At 42.0% G+C, this 16,899-nt stretch carries 15 protein-coding genes; 6 read left to right on the plus strand and 9 right to left on the minus strand.

All coding sequences use genetic code 11. The annotated features are described in order from the left end of the window. Positions 1 to 1,001 precede the first annotated feature (1,001 nt). Entirely contained in the window at positions 1,002 to 1,820 is an 819-nt protein-coding gene (gene noc / locus BMZ78_RS02005; protein WP_093227514.1) for a nucleoid occlusion protein, read from the minus strand. Positions 1,821 to 2,332: 512 nt separating this feature from the next. On the opposite strand from noc, the gene BMZ78_RS02010 reads away from it, so the two are divergent. Next, a complete protein-coding gene (locus tag BMZ78_RS02010) occupies positions 2,333 to 3,523 on the plus strand; it encodes a ParM/StbA family protein (RefSeq protein ID WP_093227516.1) in 1,191 nt (396 codons plus the stop codon). A gap of 314 nt (positions 3,524 to 3,837) precedes the next feature. Then, complete coding sequence (locus tag BMZ78_RS02015) at positions 3,838 to 5,391, plus strand: hypothetical protein (protein WP_093227518.1); 1,554 nt, start codon at positions 3,838 to 3,840, stop codon at positions 5,389 to 5,391. A gap of 37 nt (positions 5,392 to 5,428) precedes the next feature. Here the strand turns inward: BMZ78_RS02015 and rsmG are convergent, their stop codons facing one another. The 8 genes from rsmG to rpmH form a co-directional block, all read right to left on the minus strand. After that, the gene (gene rsmG, locus BMZ78_RS02020; protein ID WP_093227520.1) at positions 5,429 to 6,148 is read right to left on the minus strand and encodes a 16S rRNA (guanine(527)-N(7))-methyltransferase RsmG; all 720 of its coding nucleotides are present in this window, start codon (positions 6,146 to 6,148) and stop codon (positions 5,429 to 5,431) included. A gap of 62 nt (positions 6,149 to 6,210) precedes the next feature. Next, positions 6,211 to 8,097 (minus strand): tRNA uridine-5-carboxymethylaminomethyl(34) synthesis enzyme MnmG, encoded by a 1,887-nt coding sequence (mnmG, locus tag BMZ78_RS02025; RefSeq protein ID WP_093227522.1) that lies wholly within the window; start codon positions 8,095 to 8,097, stop codon positions 6,211 to 6,213. Positions 8,098 to 8,199: 102 nt separating this feature from the next. Beyond that, positions 8,200 to 9,576 carry a tRNA uridine-5-carboxymethylaminomethyl(34) synthesis GTPase MnmE gene (gene mnmE, locus BMZ78_RS02030; RefSeq protein WP_093227524.1) on the minus strand — a complete coding sequence of 459 codons (1,377 nt, stop codon included), beginning with the start codon at positions 9,574 to 9,576 and terminating at the stop codon, positions 8,200 to 8,202. 151 nt (positions 9,577 to 9,727) lie between these two features. Next, positions 9,728 to 10,387 (minus strand): RNA-binding cell elongation regulator Jag/EloR, encoded by a 660-nt coding sequence (jag, locus tag BMZ78_RS02035; RefSeq protein WP_093227526.1) that lies wholly within the window; start codon positions 10,385 to 10,387, stop codon positions 9,728 to 9,730. After that, on the minus strand, positions 10,384 to 11,160 hold the full coding sequence (locus BMZ78_RS02040) for a YidC/Oxa1 family membrane protein insertase (protein WP_245739695.1): 777 nt from the start codon (positions 11,158 to 11,160) through the stop codon (positions 10,384 to 10,386). The genes jag and BMZ78_RS02040 overlap by 4 nt, the downstream gene beginning before the upstream one ends. A gap of 45 nt (positions 11,161 to 11,205) precedes the next feature. After that, positions 11,206 to 11,436, minus strand: coding sequence for a membrane protein insertion efficiency factor YidD (yidD, locus tag BMZ78_RS02045; RefSeq protein WP_093227717.1), 231 nt, complete (start codon positions 11,434 to 11,436; stop codon positions 11,206 to 11,208). Positions 11,437 to 11,448: 12 nt separating this feature from the next. Next, positions 11,449 to 11,814, minus strand: coding sequence for a ribonuclease P protein component (gene rnpA, locus BMZ78_RS02050; RefSeq protein WP_093227719.1), 366 nt, complete (start codon positions 11,812 to 11,814; stop codon positions 11,449 to 11,451). A gap of 140 nt (positions 11,815 to 11,954) precedes the next feature. Further along, positions 11,955 to 12,089, minus strand: coding sequence for a 50S ribosomal protein L34 (gene rpmH / locus BMZ78_RS02055; RefSeq protein WP_093227528.1), 135 nt, complete (start codon positions 12,087 to 12,089; stop codon positions 11,955 to 11,957). A 664-nt stretch (positions 12,090 to 12,753) separates the two neighbouring features. Between rpmH and dnaA the strand changes: the two genes are divergently transcribed. The 4 genes from dnaA (at position 12,754) to recF (ending at position 16,896) form a co-directional block, all read left to right on the plus strand. Beyond that, positions 12,754 to 14,103, plus strand: coding sequence for a chromosomal replication initiator protein DnaA (dnaA, locus tag BMZ78_RS02060; RefSeq protein ID WP_139203248.1), 1,350 nt, complete (start codon positions 12,754 to 12,756; stop codon positions 14,101 to 14,103). Positions 14,104 to 14,392: 289 nt separating this feature from the next. Beyond that, positions 14,393 to 15,526, plus strand: a complete 1,134-nt coding sequence (gene dnaN, locus BMZ78_RS02065) for a DNA polymerase III subunit beta (protein ID WP_093227721.1) — start codon at positions 14,393 to 14,395, stop codon at positions 15,524 to 15,526. Positions 15,527 to 15,546: 20 nt separating this feature from the next. Then, complete coding sequence (yaaA, locus tag BMZ78_RS02070) at positions 15,547 to 15,762, plus strand: S4 domain-containing protein YaaA (protein WP_093227531.1); 216 nt, start codon at positions 15,547 to 15,549, stop codon at positions 15,760 to 15,762. Positions 15,763 to 15,777: 15 nt separating this feature from the next. Continuing rightward, positions 15,778 to 16,896, plus strand: a complete 1,119-nt coding sequence (gene recF, locus BMZ78_RS02075; RefSeq protein WP_093227533.1) for a DNA replication/repair protein RecF — start codon at positions 15,778 to 15,780, stop codon at positions 16,894 to 16,896. The last annotated feature ends 3 nt before the right edge of the window (positions 16,897 to 16,899 follow it).

Consider the following 16,899-nt stretch of genomic DNA (forward strand, 5'->3'; position numbering starts at 1 on the left):
CATTTCGACAACCTGCCTTCCTTCGCCATGTGATTGGCTTTCCCAATCTCGGACTACTATGAAGGCTCCGCAGCCATAGCAGATTGAATACTGCCGTAGGCTGTCTCCGTTTAGATCATGTGAATACGTGGAGTGACTTAGGTTCCCGTTCGCTTCTTTAACGTATCCATCGATACGCCGGGGAGAGATAGAGAGTGCAATCGGTGTTGGCAAAGCCGTTTGCAATCTCTCCCGTGTACGTCTCAATTAGCTTTCGTACACCTCGGTGGTTTGAGCAAAGAAGCTGGGTTTAAAGCAGTCTAGCCTTAACCATATCACTCCATTGGCCTCGCATATCAACCAGCTAGCTAATTTCACCGGTCATATGCTTTGCTGACATGCTATGTTCCCCTTTGATGTTTCCATCTCAGGTAAGTCAGCTGGCCATCAGGATCTCTCTCTAATCCTGAACCCTCTTTAGGGCAGTATTCACAGATCCTTACGGACGCACGCCAACTCCACCTTTTTGATTTGCAATCGCTATAATTCTCCCCACTTCTTTCACCTCTCTTAATTCATTATCACATCTTGTGGTTTCATGGGCACTGCTCACATGTAACCAGTAGGAACCTTTCCAATCTGCCTGTCTTTTGAAAAACGGATTGACTCCCTTTAAGCTATATCAACATTTCACTGAAGCGAAGATCGGGATCAAATTTTCATTAAGTGAAAAATGATCCCTTTTTCTTTTTCAGTTAAAGGATGGAGCAATCCTAAACAAAACGGGACTTATCAGTTTTACGATAACACAAAATTATTTTCTTGCCATCTCCTAATGATAAGAATTTTGTTGAAAGAGCGACTTGAACAAGGCAATCTTCCATGCAAGCAGCTTTTTGAAAGAAGTAGAGTAAGGAAAAAGGATGGACAGGCATTATAGGCGAAAAGTGGGAGCAGGACAGAAAAATGTCCTCTCCCGCTCCATCCTCTATCTATGATTCATACTTGAATAAATCCCCCATCTATTTTGGAATCCGGATGACTAACTCATAAAATTGATCACTCTCATGTTCATCTGTCATCACATCAATTCCCGATTCTTTAATCATATGAATCGACTGACGAACTGTATTTACGGCAATTCTTAAATCACGTGATACAGATCGACGACGTGCACTTTTCACCGGCCTTTTTTGCTCTTTCTCTAAAATTTTGCGAACCCTTTCTTCCGTCTGCTTCACATTCAAATCTCGCTCCAGTATTTCCTCCAATACCTGCAATTGTATTTTCTCGTCTTTTAAGGCCAATAGTGAACGCGCATGGCGCTCGGTAATCGTTCTTTTCAATAACTCCTTTTGTACTGATTGGGGTAGTTGCAAAAGGCGAAGCTTGTTGGCAATGGTCGATTGCCCTTTTCCCAAACGCTGCGCCAAACTTTCTTGTGTCAACTGGTGAAGTTCAATCAGTTTTTGATATGCATATGCTTCCTCAATAGCTGTTAACCCTTCTCTTTGTAAATTCTCGATCAGGGCTGCTGAAGCAGCTTGACTATCGGTCATTTCTTTGATAATGGCAGGAATCGTCATCAATTTCAGTTTTTTTACTGCACGTAACCTTCGTTCACCAGCAATCAGTTCATAAGTATTCTCCTTTCTTCGTACAACAATCGGTTGAATAATTCCATGGGAACGAATGGTTTGACATAATTCGTCAATCCGCTCATCATTAAAAATAGTTCGGGGTTGATATGGACTCGGTTCAATCTCTTCAACAGGTATGTGTTTGACAACCTCCTGTTCTTTATCACCCAAGCCTAACCAACGTGTAAATGATTCTTTCATTGATCCCGGCGCCTATATTTGCATTCCAAAAGATCAAATAGCGCCTTCCCTCCCTTGTGCTGGAATAAAGATAGCGAGAAAACCAACACAACATCTCATCATTTCGCTACAAACATCAGCCAGTCGACTCGCTCTCTTTCCCTCCCAAAGGAGATGATTTTTTCTAGCAGCCGACTCATTATTTCAATTGAGAGCTATGTAAGGTAAATAAAGTAAACCAATATATTACATTCGCTGCCTATTTCTTACTACCTGCTCATGTTCCACGTGAAACATTGACACAAATTTTACTGATTCCCAACCAAAGAGAGGAGGATTTCATCTCTTGCTAATAAAGTTTCCTGTCAATTCAATAGATATTTCCCCCTTTTTTTCATCACTCAAAATAAATAAAAAAGAAAGTCTCTAATAAAATAATAGAATAGAATTTAACAATCGATTATACCTTATTGACCCTTATCCTAAGCTACTGATAGAATCGTTCACAGAAAGACCAAAAGGAGGCAAAGCAAATGAGTGCACCTGTATACATAGGCAATGACCAAGGGTACTATGGTACAAAGGTCGTTAGCCGTGCAAATGGAAAGTTTTATAAAATGTTTATTCGAAACATGGTTGTTCCAAACCGGGTTGGAGAAATCACTTATAATAATGACCCACACAACATTATGTACAGAGAAGTAGAAGGAGATCGCGAATGGTTTGTTGGAAAGCTGGCTATTGAGCAGTCTGGCGATGATGAACTGTTCGACTCTCATAAACGTCGTCTCTTCAGTCCAACCTGGTTCCGTGAACAGGAATATCTGATTATGTTCCGTGTAAGTACAGGTCTTATGTTACAAGGCAATACAGAACCGATTGTTTCCGTCGCTCTTCCTACTGATAGCTATATTGATTACAAAGACGAGCTAAAACGAAGATTAATTGGAAAACACAGCTTTGAAGTCAAACAGGGAAATCTGCCTTATAGAAAAATTGAATTCGAAATCAAAAAAGAGAATTTGTTTGTCATTAGTCAGCCAATGGCTACCTTATTCCATATCGCTTTAGACCGAGATGGAAATCTGTTAAACGAAGATTTGTTTATTCAAAAAGTAAGTATCAATGATTTGGGATTTGGCACATCGGATATTGAAACATTGCACGGTGAAACCATTATCAAACGTCAAAGCTTTACTTCACGCTATGCAATGTTAACCGTATATCAACTGCTTGCTAAAAAATTATTAGAATTTACACGCAGTGTAGACCCTGAACAACATGGTAAGGAGTATCCTATCTGGAGTCTGCCCCGTATTGTCAGCTCCGGCGAAATCAGCTTTAAAGGAAAAGTGCACGACGTTAGCCAAATTGTTTCAGAATGTATCAAAGAAGTGGGTCAAAGTTTGGTCGATGAGGTATGGAATCGCCTTGATTATGGTGACGACATTACCTATATCATCCTGACCGGTGGCGCTTCGATTCCATTTAAACCTTTTTACAGAGAGCGCTTTGGCGACAAATTGATCTTCGCTGAAGATTATGGTATTGAGGCACAATTTGCCAATGCTTTTGGGTTATGCAAATTCTCCCAATCCAAATCCAAAGCGGTTCCAGTGAAAGATCTTCTTGAAGCAGCCGCAACCATTCAACAAGAATTTACTGTTCCTGATGCTTCAAACGAACCAGTTGTATCCAAGAAACAAAAAGCGGCAAAAAAATAAGAAATCATACCCCCAAAAATATGATTTTGGGGGTATGATATTTTTATATAAAATGTGAGAAAAAGGGGAACGAATATATAATATTATAAATTGGAACTAGCCATCCCCTTGAAAAAGAGAGATAATAAATGGAGGAGTTTTTAGGTTGTTAATCTTTATTCAAAGGAGGTGCCAAACTGTTACTTAAAACATAGAAAACAGTCCATGCCCAAAGAGAAATATACCTATTGTCAATCGTTTTCATTGCACCTCTTTAGCCTATGCAGGCAATCATGGGAGTGGACTATTATCTATGTTTTTAGTAGCAGACAAACATGTCGCAACACGAAAAACTATATGATCTCATTGTGTTGGGTACAGGGGAAAATGGAAAAGCAGCGATCGCATCATTAGAAGAACAGGGAAAAAAAGTATTATATATTGATTTAGAGACAAATCTGATTGCTTCGATGAGCGTACAGGTTCCATATGAAAATACTTCTGATGAAATCACTGACCACCAACAACCATTCAAAATCCTGGCGCATACCCAAACATTAAATACATCTACTTATGAATTGAAAACATATATTTTCCAATCCAAAGCATCGGAAGAATCACAGGCAGAAGTGGCAGCTACGGAAGAGGACGAAGCCTTTGCATTCACTGAAGACGGAGAGACCCAAATCATTGAAGAAATCGATGCTGAGATAGAAGAGGTCAAAGAAACCCTGGAAGAGTGCCACGAAGAAGACGTGGAGACGATTGAAGTCGATGAAGAAGACATCGAACTGGAAGAGGCAGTGGAAACGGTAGAGGAGCAGGAAGAGCTACACAGAGAAAGTGAGTATATCGAAGTTGTGGCTGAAGAAGAAACGGAAGAGATCGAAGGCATGGAGAGCGAATGTGAAGAAGATGGATTCTCCATTCAAACAGAGACCGAAACTGAAAATCAAAAAGAATGGGAAGTTCAATCGTTATCTTCAAAAGAACAAAGTCTGGAACAGCCAGAAGCAAATGATACTTCCTTAAATGCTATGGAGGAAAGAGGTTTATCCTTAAGGAAAAAATTATTACGACGTAAATATCAATCCGATCTCAATCATAACTCAACTTCCCTCATCCAACCTTTGAATTCAAAACCGGAAAATCAAATGGATGAAAAAGTGGAGTTATCTGCTCCAGGAACAGAAGAGACCGCTCAAACATTGGAAATATCAATGCAAAAACCTGTAGAAACGGATCAATCGGATCATTCATTTGATTCTCCTATTGATTCCATATATGATCGGGAACTGAAACTGCGCAAAAAGTTGCTTGGTAGAAACCGACACTCTCTAACCAATCCTGAACGAACTTCACAACAAAAGAACGATACGGAAGAAACAAAAGAAACCATTGTCAAAAAATCAGTATCGCTGCTAGACACATATAAGCCATCGACTGTGAGACAAGCGGAAGAGCTATCGGAAACCCTTTCTTTTGAACCATTTACTCCACGACGTCGTTCGCGAGCAAAAAAGAAAAATCGTCTGTTTGCCAATATCGTCAGCCGGCCAGCACAAGCACGAAAACGCCCTTCTCCATCTTCAGCCACAACGCCATATAATGATATAACTTCTTCAGTTCATACAAACCATATGCCAATGCAAGACGAAACATACGAAATAAACGATTCATATTATACTCCTTCATCTCATAACAGTAACCCAGCTCATACATTAAAGGCAGATACCATTGAATTTGAAGATGCTTATGGTTATAACCAATGGGAAGACTTCTTTACTCCATTCTCCCATAGTAGCCGGAAACGCCAGGAAATGAACAAGATAGAAAAAAGGAAAATTGCCTTACGTGGCTTGCACAACTTGATTAACAATTTAGGATAAAAAAATAAGCAGCAATGATGTGCTGCTTTTTTTATCTTTAAATAAGTGGCTGCTTGGCTGGAAGCCCGGTTCGTCGTGGATAGTTTTTGGGAGTTTGCTTTTTCTTTTCCATGATTAGCAAATGACGCTCTCCCATATTTTCTGGCAAAGTAAGAGCGATATCTTTGATCTCGGCTTGTCCTAATTTTTTTAAGGCTCCTTTTGCTTCTTGGATTTCATCTGCAATGTTTGCACCTTTCATCGCTACAAACCAGCCATTTACCTTCACAAAAGGCAAGCAATATTCGGCCAGTACATTCAGCCTGGCTACCGCACGAGCAGTAGCAAGATCAAATGACTCACGATAATCTTTTTTCTGACCCCATTCTTCTGCTCGCCCATGAATACATTCCACCTGTTCCAATTGCAATTTCCTTACTACTTCTTGTAGAAAAGCTACCCGTTTTTTCAAGGAATCAAGTAAGACCAGCCGAAGATGGGGAAAAGCAATTTTGAGAGGAATACCAGGAAAACCAGCCCCGGTTCCTACATCAATTAACGCTGTTACCTGTTTCATGGGAATCGATTTTACCAGTGTTAAAGAGTCATAAAAATGTTTGACATACACTTCATGCGGCTCAGTAATGGCCGTCAAATTCATGACCCGGTTGGTTTCAATTAAATGATGGTAATACTGCTCAAACTGGGCCAGCTGCTCATCGGTTAAATGGATTCCCAAAGAACAAACTTGCTCTCTTAACCAATCTCCTTCTTTCACCTAAATTCCCCTTCCTTAAAAAGGGCCTGATCTTATGGATCAGACCCACATTTACGTAACTTTTATCCTTTTTTCAAGGCTTTGTTACCCTGTTCAATATGAATCATCAAAATCGAAATATCTGCAGGATTCACACCTGAAATACGGGATGCTTGACCTAAAGAAATCGGCCGGACTTTTTCCAGTTTTTCCCGGGCTTCAGAAGAAATACCTGCAACCTTGGAATAATCCACCCAGTCAGGAATGCGTTTTTCCTCCATTTTTTTCATCTTTTCCACCTGCTGTAGTGCTTTCTTAATATACCCTTCATATTTCAACTGAATTTCTACCTGTTCAGCCACTTCTGGTGAAATCGGTTCTGGTGGTGGAGAAATGAGGGAAATTTCACGATACCCTAGCTCTGGACGCTTGATCAAACTGGCCAATTCCACAGCATTGTTAATTTCAGATGTACCCATTTCTCTTAAAATCGCTTGTACTTCTGGTGTCGGACGAACTTTTGTATTACGGAGCCGCTCGATTTCTTTTTCAATCGCTTCCCTTTTTGCAACAAAACGACGATACCGTTCTTCAGGAATCAATCCAATCTGATAACCCAAATCTGTCAAGCGCAAGTCAGCATTATCATGCCGCAACAACAAGCGATATTCAGCCCGCGAAGTAAGCAAGCGATAAGGCTCCCCTGTTCCTTTTGTCACGAGATCATCAATCAAAACCCCGATATACGCTTGAGAACGATCTAAAATAATGGGATCCTTTCCTTGTACCTTTCTCGCTGCATTGATTCCGGCCATCAGTCCCTGGCCAGCGGCTTCTTCATAGCCCGATGTACCATTGATTTGTCCTGCTGTAAACAAATTTTCCACCAGTTTGGTCTCCAAGCTTGGCCATAACTGTGTTGGTACGATTGCATCATACTCAATGGCATAACCAGTCCGCATCATTTCCGCTTTTTCCAAACCGCGAATCGTGCGAAGTACCTTCAGTTGAACATCTTCAGGCAAGCTGGTTGACAAGCCTTGTACATACATTTCTTCCGTTTCCCGGCCTTCTGGCTCAATAAAAACCTGATGCCGGTTTTTATCAGAAAACCGAACGATTTTATCTTCAATCGATGGGCAATAGCGTGGACCTGTTCCTTCAATAATCCCTGAATACATTGGCGCTCGATGCAGATTTTCCTGGATAATTTGATGGGTCTTTTCGTTGGTATGCGTTAGCCAGCATGGTAGTTGATCCATAATGAATTCAGTTGTTTCGTACGAAAAAGCTCGGGGAACATCATCCCCTGGCTGAATCTCCATTTTACTGGTATCAATCGATTTGCGATTGATACGTGGTGGTGTCCCGGTTTTGAAACGAACCATTTGAAAGCCCAACTCTTGCAGATGATGGGCCAGGTTAATGGAAGGCTGCTGGTTATTGGGGCCACTTTCATAAGAAAGATCCCCAATAATGATGCGGCCACGCAGATAGGTACCTGTGGTCAGGACTACCGTTTTGGAATAATACCGTGCTCCTGTTCGAGTAATGACCCCCCGGCACTGTCCATTTTCTACAATCAACCGCTCTACCATATTTTGATGGAGCTCCAGATTCGGCTCATTCTCCAACGTTTTTTTCATTTCACGTTGATACAAAAATTTATCTGCTTGTGCACGCAACGCATATACAGCCGGGCCTTTGCCGGTATTTAACATCCGCATTTGAATATGGGTTTTATCAATATTTTTAGCCATTTCCCCACCCAAAGCATCAATTTCCCGAACCACATGACCTTTAGCTGGACCACCGATGGATGGGTTGCATGGCATATAAGCAATTGTATCCAAACTAAGTGTAATCAAAAGAGTGGAGCATCCCATTCTGGCTGCAGCCAAAGCCGCCTCGCAACCGGCATGCCCTGCGCCAATCACAATGACATCATACTCTCCAGCTTGATATGTCATGGTCTCACCTCCAGTAAGCCTATCCTTTTCCTTCACTACCTGTCAATTTCCCTATCTCGTAAAGGATTGCAATATCCCCTGAATTCAGTTCCTGGATCATGACTATTTTCCTAAACAAAATTGGGAGAAAATCTGGTCAATCAAGTCTTCAGCTACTGCTTCTCCAATCACTTCTCCTAAGTATTGCCATGCATTTTTCAAATCAATTTCGACCATATCTAACGGCATTCCTGCTTCAATGCCTGAAAGGACTTCTTGTACGCTTTGTCTGGCTTGGTTTAACAAGTGTATATGGCGTGTATTGCTGACATAGGTTTGATCCGCTATCTCCATTTTACCCAAATAAAATAAACGTGCGATGGCTTCTTCCAACTGATCAATGCCTTTTTCCTCTTTGATCGATGTGGTAATCAGGGGTGCATCCCCGATCAGAGAACGAACTTCATCCAGATCAATCTTCTTCGGAAGATCGACTTTATTGACAATGACTACTTTGGTGTAATCCTTGAGAAGCCGTATCAACTTCCGATCATCATCGGTCAGTGGTTCTGCATGATTCAGCACCAGCAGGACCAAATCAGCTTGTGCCAAAGCTTGACGGGAACGTTCTACCCCAATGCGCTCAACCACATCTTCTGTTTCTCGAATCCCTGCTGTATCCAACAATCGTAAGGGGATTCCTCTCACATTCACATATTCTTCAATGACATCCCGTGTCGTTCCGGGGATATCGGTTACGATGGCTTTATTTTCCTGGGTCAATGTATTCATTAATGAAGACTTGCCTACATTGGGCCGCCCAACAATGACAGTCGCTATTCCCTCACGTAAAATTCTGCCTTGACGTGCAGTCTGAAGTAAACGGTCAATTTCCTGCAAAATCTCTTTGCAACGTTTTTCCAAAAATTGACTGGTTAACTCCTCAGCATCATATTCCGGATAATCCACATTGACTGCCAAATGGGCAAGTGTCTCCACAATGTCATTCCTCAAACGCCGAATCATGCGCGATAAGCGGCCTTCTGCCTGCTGAATGGCCATTTTGGCAGCCTGATCGGTTTTGGCGCGAATCAGGTCAATAACTGCTTCTGCCTGAGACAAATCGATCCGACCATTCAAAAAAGCCCGTTTTGTAAATTCGCCAGGTTCAGCTAACCGCGCTCCTGATAATAAAAGCGCTTCTAAAGTGGCTTGGACAGGAACCATGCCTCCATGACAACTGATCTCGACAACATCTTCACGTGTAAAGGTGCGTGGAGCACGCATAACTGTTACCAATACTTCATCGACCCGTTCACCGGTTTCCGGATGAACAATATGACCATAATGCACTGTGTGTGTAGGAACATCGCTTAGCTTTACTTTTCCTTGATATATTTTATCCGCAATGGCGATTGCATCGGGACCACTCACACGAATAACCGCAATACCACCCTCACCAAGCGGAGTCGAAATCGCAGCAATTGTATCGGTTTCCATCCTTTCACCTCAAACAGCCACAAGATATTTACATTTCATCCATCATATCATACTAAAAATCCCTAAATCAAAAAAACTCTCCAACAAGAGAGAGTATCATCCACTTTTGTTCAAAACCACTTGATTTAAGCTCGAACGCAGTTGGATGACACTACTCCCCACGGAGAGATTGAATGGATTTATAGCCGACAACCACATAACGGAAAGGTTCTTTCCCTACACTATGGGTTGTGATTTGCTTCATCTTCTGTAGAGTTTGGTGGATGATTTTACGATCCATCGCTGGCATCGGATCAAGTGAAACTTCTTTTTGCGTTTGAATGACACGTTCAGCAACACGATGGGCCAATGCAACCAAAGCTTCCTTTCGGCGCTCACGATATCCATCCGCATCGAGAATCAATCGCCGTTTGTCACGAAGCTTGGGGATCTGTCGATTCGCAACAATTTCAGCCAAAAATTGAAGTGCAGCAATCCGAGAACCTTTTTTCCCGATCAAAAGCCCTAAATCCTCTCCAACCAATTCCAAAACAACCGGCTTTTTCCTACTGCCACGCTCTTTGATGTGGATGCTTACCTGGAACCCAAGCATACGCGTCACATTTTGGACAAAAGCCACCGCTTCCTCAACTGGATCCATCATTCTCTCAACTTCAACCCTGGCCTCGCGTACTCCAAACAATCCAAAAAAACCTTTCTTTGGTTGCTCCAAAACACGAATCTGTACTTTGTCTCTCGTTGTGTTCAATTGCTCTAAAGCAGAGGCAACCGCCAACTCCACTGTTTTGGCTTGCACAACGACTTTGTTCAATGGATTGTGCCCTCCTGAGCCAGCTTGCGCTTCAATGGGTTAAAGACCAAGAGGTACTGTAAAATATAAATAACGTTACCATATACCCAGTAAAGGGATAAGGCTGAAGCAAAATTATAAGCCAAGACGAAAATCATGACAGGAAAGACCCACATCATCACTTTGTTCATCTGTGCCTGCTGTGGATTATCAGCAACGGATGTTGATACGATAAACTGCAAAAAGGTCGTTAACGCTGCCAAAAGGGGTAATATGAAGTATGGATCAGGTTTGCCTAACTGTAAATACAAAAAGTTGGCATCTGCAATATGCGGATTACGTACAATCGCCTGATAAAAAGCGATCAAAATCGGGAATTGAATCAACATCGGCAAGCAGCCAGAAGCGGGATTGTATCCATGCATCTGGTATAATTTCAACATTTCCTGTTGCATTTGCTGTGGATTATTTTTATATTTTTCCTGCAACTTTTTTATTTTGGGTTGCAGTTTTTTGAGCGCTTCCATGCTCTTAATCTGTTTCCAATATAAAGGAGCGATAATAACCCGAACGATTAAGGTTACAACCAAAATGGATAAACCATAATTGCCCAATACGTCCTTAAACCAATCCAGCATATCCGACATGGGAATAACCAAAAACTTGTCCCAAATGCCAGCCTGTGCACGGTCTTGTTCTGTAATCGGCTTCATATTTGGTGAACAACCGGCTACCAGTACTACGGTCATGAGCAACAGGAAGACCAATGCCATTTGACGTCGCCGCTTATACAAGAAAAACTCCTCCTTGTCCCAAAGATCAATCTATATTGAAATCTGCTACTTCCGCTTTATTTTCTTTTCTGGAACAAAGTCAATCCCACCTGGATGAAACGGATGGCATTTTAAAAGCCTTTTCAGCGTATACCATCCACCCAATAAAAAACCATGGCGTTCAATCGCAATAAGTCCATAACTTGAACAAGTCGGATAAAAACGACAAGTAGGCGGTTTAAGCGGAGAGATAAACTTGCGATAAAAATGGATAAGTGCTAACGCTATCTGTTTCATCATTTCACCCCATTACTCCTTCTTGTTTTTTTCGGGGTTGGACTGAAACAAATTCGCTTTATAGAAAACATGTCGCAAACTAGATTTTACTTGATCATAAGACATGTTCGCAACAGGATTGCGAGCGATCACAACAATATCCGTCTGTGGTCGTAAATGTTTCATCCAATGACGGGCCACTTCCTTGATTAAACGCTTGACTCGATTGCGAACGACTGCTTTTCCAAGTTTTCGACTTACCGAGATTCCTAACCGAGCCGGCCCCGCCTCCAAACGTTTGGCAACATATACGACAAACTGGCGATTTGCGACAGATACTCCTGTTCGAAATACACGACGAAAATCGTTTCGCCTTTTCAGACGATATACACGTTGCAAAAACATACTCCTTCCTAATGCCATCTGCCTTTTTCATTATGATGAAAAACAAGACAGATTAAACAAACAACAAAACCATTATGCCCGAATTTCCAGGCTTACATAGGAAAAAAGGCCACGCAACCAGTGGCCCCATCACCTTATGCAGACAGTACTTTTCTTCCTTTTCTTCTACGGTTACGCAATACTTTGCGGCCGTTTTTGGTACTCATACGAGCACGGAAACCATGTACATTTTTCCGTTTGCGTTTGCTTGGTTGATAAGTGCGTTTCATATTTCTCACCTGGCGATCCCTGGTTTTGTTGCCAAGAACCAGGGCGAACCGGATCGGATAAAGATCCGACTGTGTCCCCAGGTAACCTCCCTTCTATACTTACTCTTATGATTTGCTTAACCGTCGACAATCTCTAACATTATACCGACTTTTCAAGGAAAATGTCAAGGAACCCCTTATTCTCAAAGGGAAAACGAACAAAACTTTTTCAGTTATCCACATGTGAACACTTTTACATGTCTATTTCCTGCACATGTGGATAACTATATTCAATCATCCCCATCCACATGTGGATAATTTTCCGGTACTGGTATCTTTTTACACATGTTATCCCGAGATTATCCACCAGTTATCCACAATATCAACAGCTGTGGATAAAAAAAATCCACATCGATGTGGATTGTGGATAACTTTCCTTTTTTCGTTGTAAATACTGGGATAATTTGATATTCTATTGTTGTTTTACCAGTGGATAACTCATGTTGTATTTTGAACTTATCCACAATTGTGGATAAGTGTGTGATTTATTATCCACACCAATGTGGAAAAAGAATCCACAAGGATGTGGATATTGTGGGTAAGTCGATTTCCGCTTATTACACTACCGTTTCATCCTGTGGATAACTTCCGCTAACCACCTCTCTCAATGAAAGGAGGCAAATGGGTGGAACATATTCAAGAATTGTGGGCTCGAGCACTCGAAGTCTTAAAAGAACAGATTAGCAAGCCCAGTTTCGAGACTTGGCTCAAGGCTACAGAAGCTACTGACTTTCGAGACAATACTTTAACCATCACCACCCCTAATGAGTTTGCCCGAGATTGGTTAGAATCACGTTATGCCAATATGATTCGTTCCACTCTGCAAACCATGACGGGAACCAACATGGAAGTGAAATTTGTCAGCCTGCAACCGGCAACACAAAAAGACAACCATCTGGCTTCCGCATTCCATGCACAAGAAGCAGTTGAAATAGAGCAACCTCCCCAATCACAGTTAAACCCGCGTTATACCTTCGACACATTTGTAATCGGTTCTGGCAACCGTTTTGCACATGCCGCTTCTCTAGCCGTGGCCGAGGCACCAGCTAAAGCGTATAATCCTTTATTCATCTATGGCGGTGTTGGACTAGGTAAAACTCACCTCATGCATGCGATTGGTCATTATGTACAGGCCCACTCGCCTTCAAGTCGTGTGGTTTATCTGTCTTCTGAAAAATTTACCAATGAGTTTATCAACGCTATTCGCGACAATAAAGCAGACGATTTTCGAAATAAATACCGATCCGTTGATGTCTTGTTAATCGATGATATTCAGTTCCTGGCCGGAAAAGAACAGACACAGGAAGAATTTTTCCACACCTTTAACGCCTTGCACGAAGACAATAAACAAATCATCATTTCCAGCGATCGCCCTCCCAAAGAAATTGACGACCTGGAAGATCGTCTCCGCTCCCGTTTCGAATGGGGGCTCATTACTGATGTCCAACCACCCGACTTGGAAACAAGAATTGCGATTTTACGAAAAAAAGCCATCGCCGATAATCTGGATGTTCCCAGCGAGGTATTGGCTTATATCGCTGATCGTGTGGATACCAATATCCGTGAGCTCGAAGGCGCACTCATCCGTGTCGTTGCCTATTCCGCCTTGATGAATCAACCCATCACAAGTGAACTGGCCCAGGAAGCGCTAAAAGATATTATTTCCAGTTCACAACCAAAAGTGGTAGGTATTCAGCATATTCAGCAAGAAGTATGTAACTATTACCGTTTGCGACTCGATGATCTCAAAAGTAAAAAACGAACCAAAACGGTGGCTTTTCCAAGACAAATTGCCATGTATCTATGTCGTGAGCTTACTGATTTTTCCCTTCCGAAAATCGGTGAAGACTTTGGTGGACGGGATCATACAACCGTGATCCATGCCCATGAAAAAATCAGTCGGATGCTCAAAAATGATCCACAACTAAAACAAGTCATTGATAATCTAAAAAAACGAATTACACGCGGTTTATAAAATAGGGTCTGTGGAAAACTGTGGACAACCTGTACCCATTTATGCACACGTTATTCACAGCGAATATCGGCTTGCTGTCTGGGCCCAGGCAACTTATCCACAATATCCACAGCCCCTACTACTACTATTACTATAAAAAGAATTAAGAATAAATAAATATAAAATAAGGCAATTGCCCATGAATCTTGCGTCAATCAGAAACAAACTGTCCACAACAAACAAGTGATCGATTTTCATCTTAAGGAGGATCTCAATGGAACTGTCTACTGCTCATTCCACAGCCATTCGTATGAAACTGAACATTAACAAATCAGCATTGGTTGATGCTGTTTCACAAGTGTCAAAAGCAGTCTCTAGCAAAACAACCATTCCGATCCTGACAGGAATTAAAGTTCAAGCGGATGAAGAAGGGCTCATTCTGACAGGAAGCAACTCTGATATCACCATTTCTGTTCGTGTTCCCAAAAAGGTGGACGACAAAGAGCAAGTGATTGTGGAAAAAACGGGAGATATCGTTTTGCCTGGTCGGATTTTTGGCGATATTGTACGTAAACTGCCCGGAGATAAAGTAGAGTGGACGGTCAACGATCGCCTTCAAACGATTATTCGATCAGAACAGGCAGAGTTCCAGTTAAACGGCTTGGATCCCGAAGAGTATCCAAGGTTACCCAAATTGCCAAGAGAACAGGTATTTACGATGCCAGCTGACTTGTTGAAATCTGTAATCCGTCAAACGGTTTTTGCTGTAGCGACCAATGAAGCGAGGGGTGTACTGACAGGGGTCCAATGGCAACTGGAATCAGGAATTCTCACTTGTGTAGCAACAGACAGTCACCGTTTGTCGCGTCGTCAAGTCAAGGTGGAGGGATCTGAGGATCTGGTGCTGAAAAATGTTGTGATTCCAGGTAAAAGCATGAACGAATTGGCCAAAACCTTGGCAGACAGCTCTGGATATGTTGATATGATCGTGGCAGATAACCAGATTTTGATCAAAAACAATCATTTGGAATTTTATTCTCGCCTGCTTGAAGGTGTTTATCCCGATACCAATCGTGTGATTCCTAAATCAGGGGAAACTGTTTTGATTACTTCGACGAAAGAATTGTTACAATCTGTTGAGAGAGCATCCCTGATTACCCGAGAAGGTCGGGACAATGTGATAAAATGGACAATAAATGACGGTAAGGTACAGGTAACATCCACAGCACAGGATATTGGAAGCGTAACGGAAGAAGTAATCGCCAAAGTAACAGGTCCGGATTTAAGCATTTCGTTCAATGCCCGCTACATGATGGAAGCTCTTCGTTCGATTGACAGTGATTCCATACGCATCCAATTTACTGGTGTCATGACTCCATTTATTATCCAGCCAGCAGACCGAGAAGATTCCCTCCACTTAATCGTACCAATCCGTACCCGCTAACTTGAGGAAGGAAGAAAATTATGCGACAAATAAAGATAGATGGCCAGTATATCACTCTTGGTCAGTTGTTGAAAAAGCTCGATCTGATTGATAGTGGAGGACAGGCGAAAATTTTTTTACAGGAACGGGAAGTAAAAGTAAATCAACAGCTTGAATTGCGCCGGGGTAGAAAGATTTATCCACAGGATATTGTGGATATCGCAGGATATGGGATTGTCCAAGTGGTACAACTTTAAGGGAGGGCGCCCATCTTGCGTGTTCAATCCTTGGATTTGTATCAGTATCGAAATATTGCTACCCTCGAATTAAAGTGTCCAGAAGAACTTCATCTTTTTGTTGGACCCAATGCCCAAGGAAAAACAAATATCCTCGAATCCCTTTATGTGCTGGCCCTTGGCAAATCACATCGCTCTCGTTCTCCACGAGAACTTATTCAATTTGGCAAACAGCGGGCCCATTTAAAAGCAAGAGTAGCAAAAGATGGACAAATTCATCGTCTGGAAGTCCAACTCTTCGAAAAAGGAAAAAAGGTGAGCCGTAATGGAATCGAACAATCACGGCTCAGTCAATATATCGGGTTTCTTCCAGCTGTTTTGTTTGCGCCAGAGGATTTGGCTTTGGTTAAGGGAAGTCCACAAGTTCGTCGTCGTTTTCTGGATATGGAAATAGGGCAGGTCAGTCGAACTTATGTCCATCATTTATCTCAGCTTTCAAAACTGATCATTCAGCGCAATCACCTTTTAAAAGAGCTGGGCAAAAATAGGCAAACATATTCACCACTGCTTGACGTAATGGATGAACAATTTGTGTCATTGGCTGTACCCATTTGGGAGAAGCGATTCCGGTTTTTACGCATGTTGACAAAATGGGCGCAAGAAATTCACCAGACGATCACTCAAAAACAAGAGGAACTTATGATAGAATATGTTCCATCTATCCAGATCGATGATGGGATGAGAACAGAACAGTTAAGAGAAATCTTCGCGAATGAATTGTTAAAGATCCGAGATAAGGAAATACGACGAGGAAGTACTTTACTTGGCCCTCAACGGGATGACTTTCGGCTGAAAGCCAATCAGTTGGATTTGCATACGTTCGGTTCCCAGGGCCAACAACGGACGGCTGCATTGTCTTTAAAACTAGCAGAAATCGAGCTCATTCATCAGGAGATGGGGGTTTATCCCATTCTCCTATTGGATGATGTTTTATCAGAGCTTGACGATTCACGAAAAACCCATTTGCTTACCGCCATTCGCGGGCGTGTCCAAACATTTGTAACGACTACCAATCTCGAAGGAATTGACTCTGCCACGTTGGAGCAGGCACGGATTTATCGGGTAAGACAAGGAATTATAACCGAACTGGGGTGAGAC

The sequence above is a fragment of the Thermoflavimicrobium dichotomicum genome (genome assembly GCF_900114055.1).
GTDB lineage: Bacteria > Bacillota > Bacilli > Thermoactinomycetales > Thermoactinomycetaceae > Thermoflavimicrobium > Thermoflavimicrobium dichotomicum.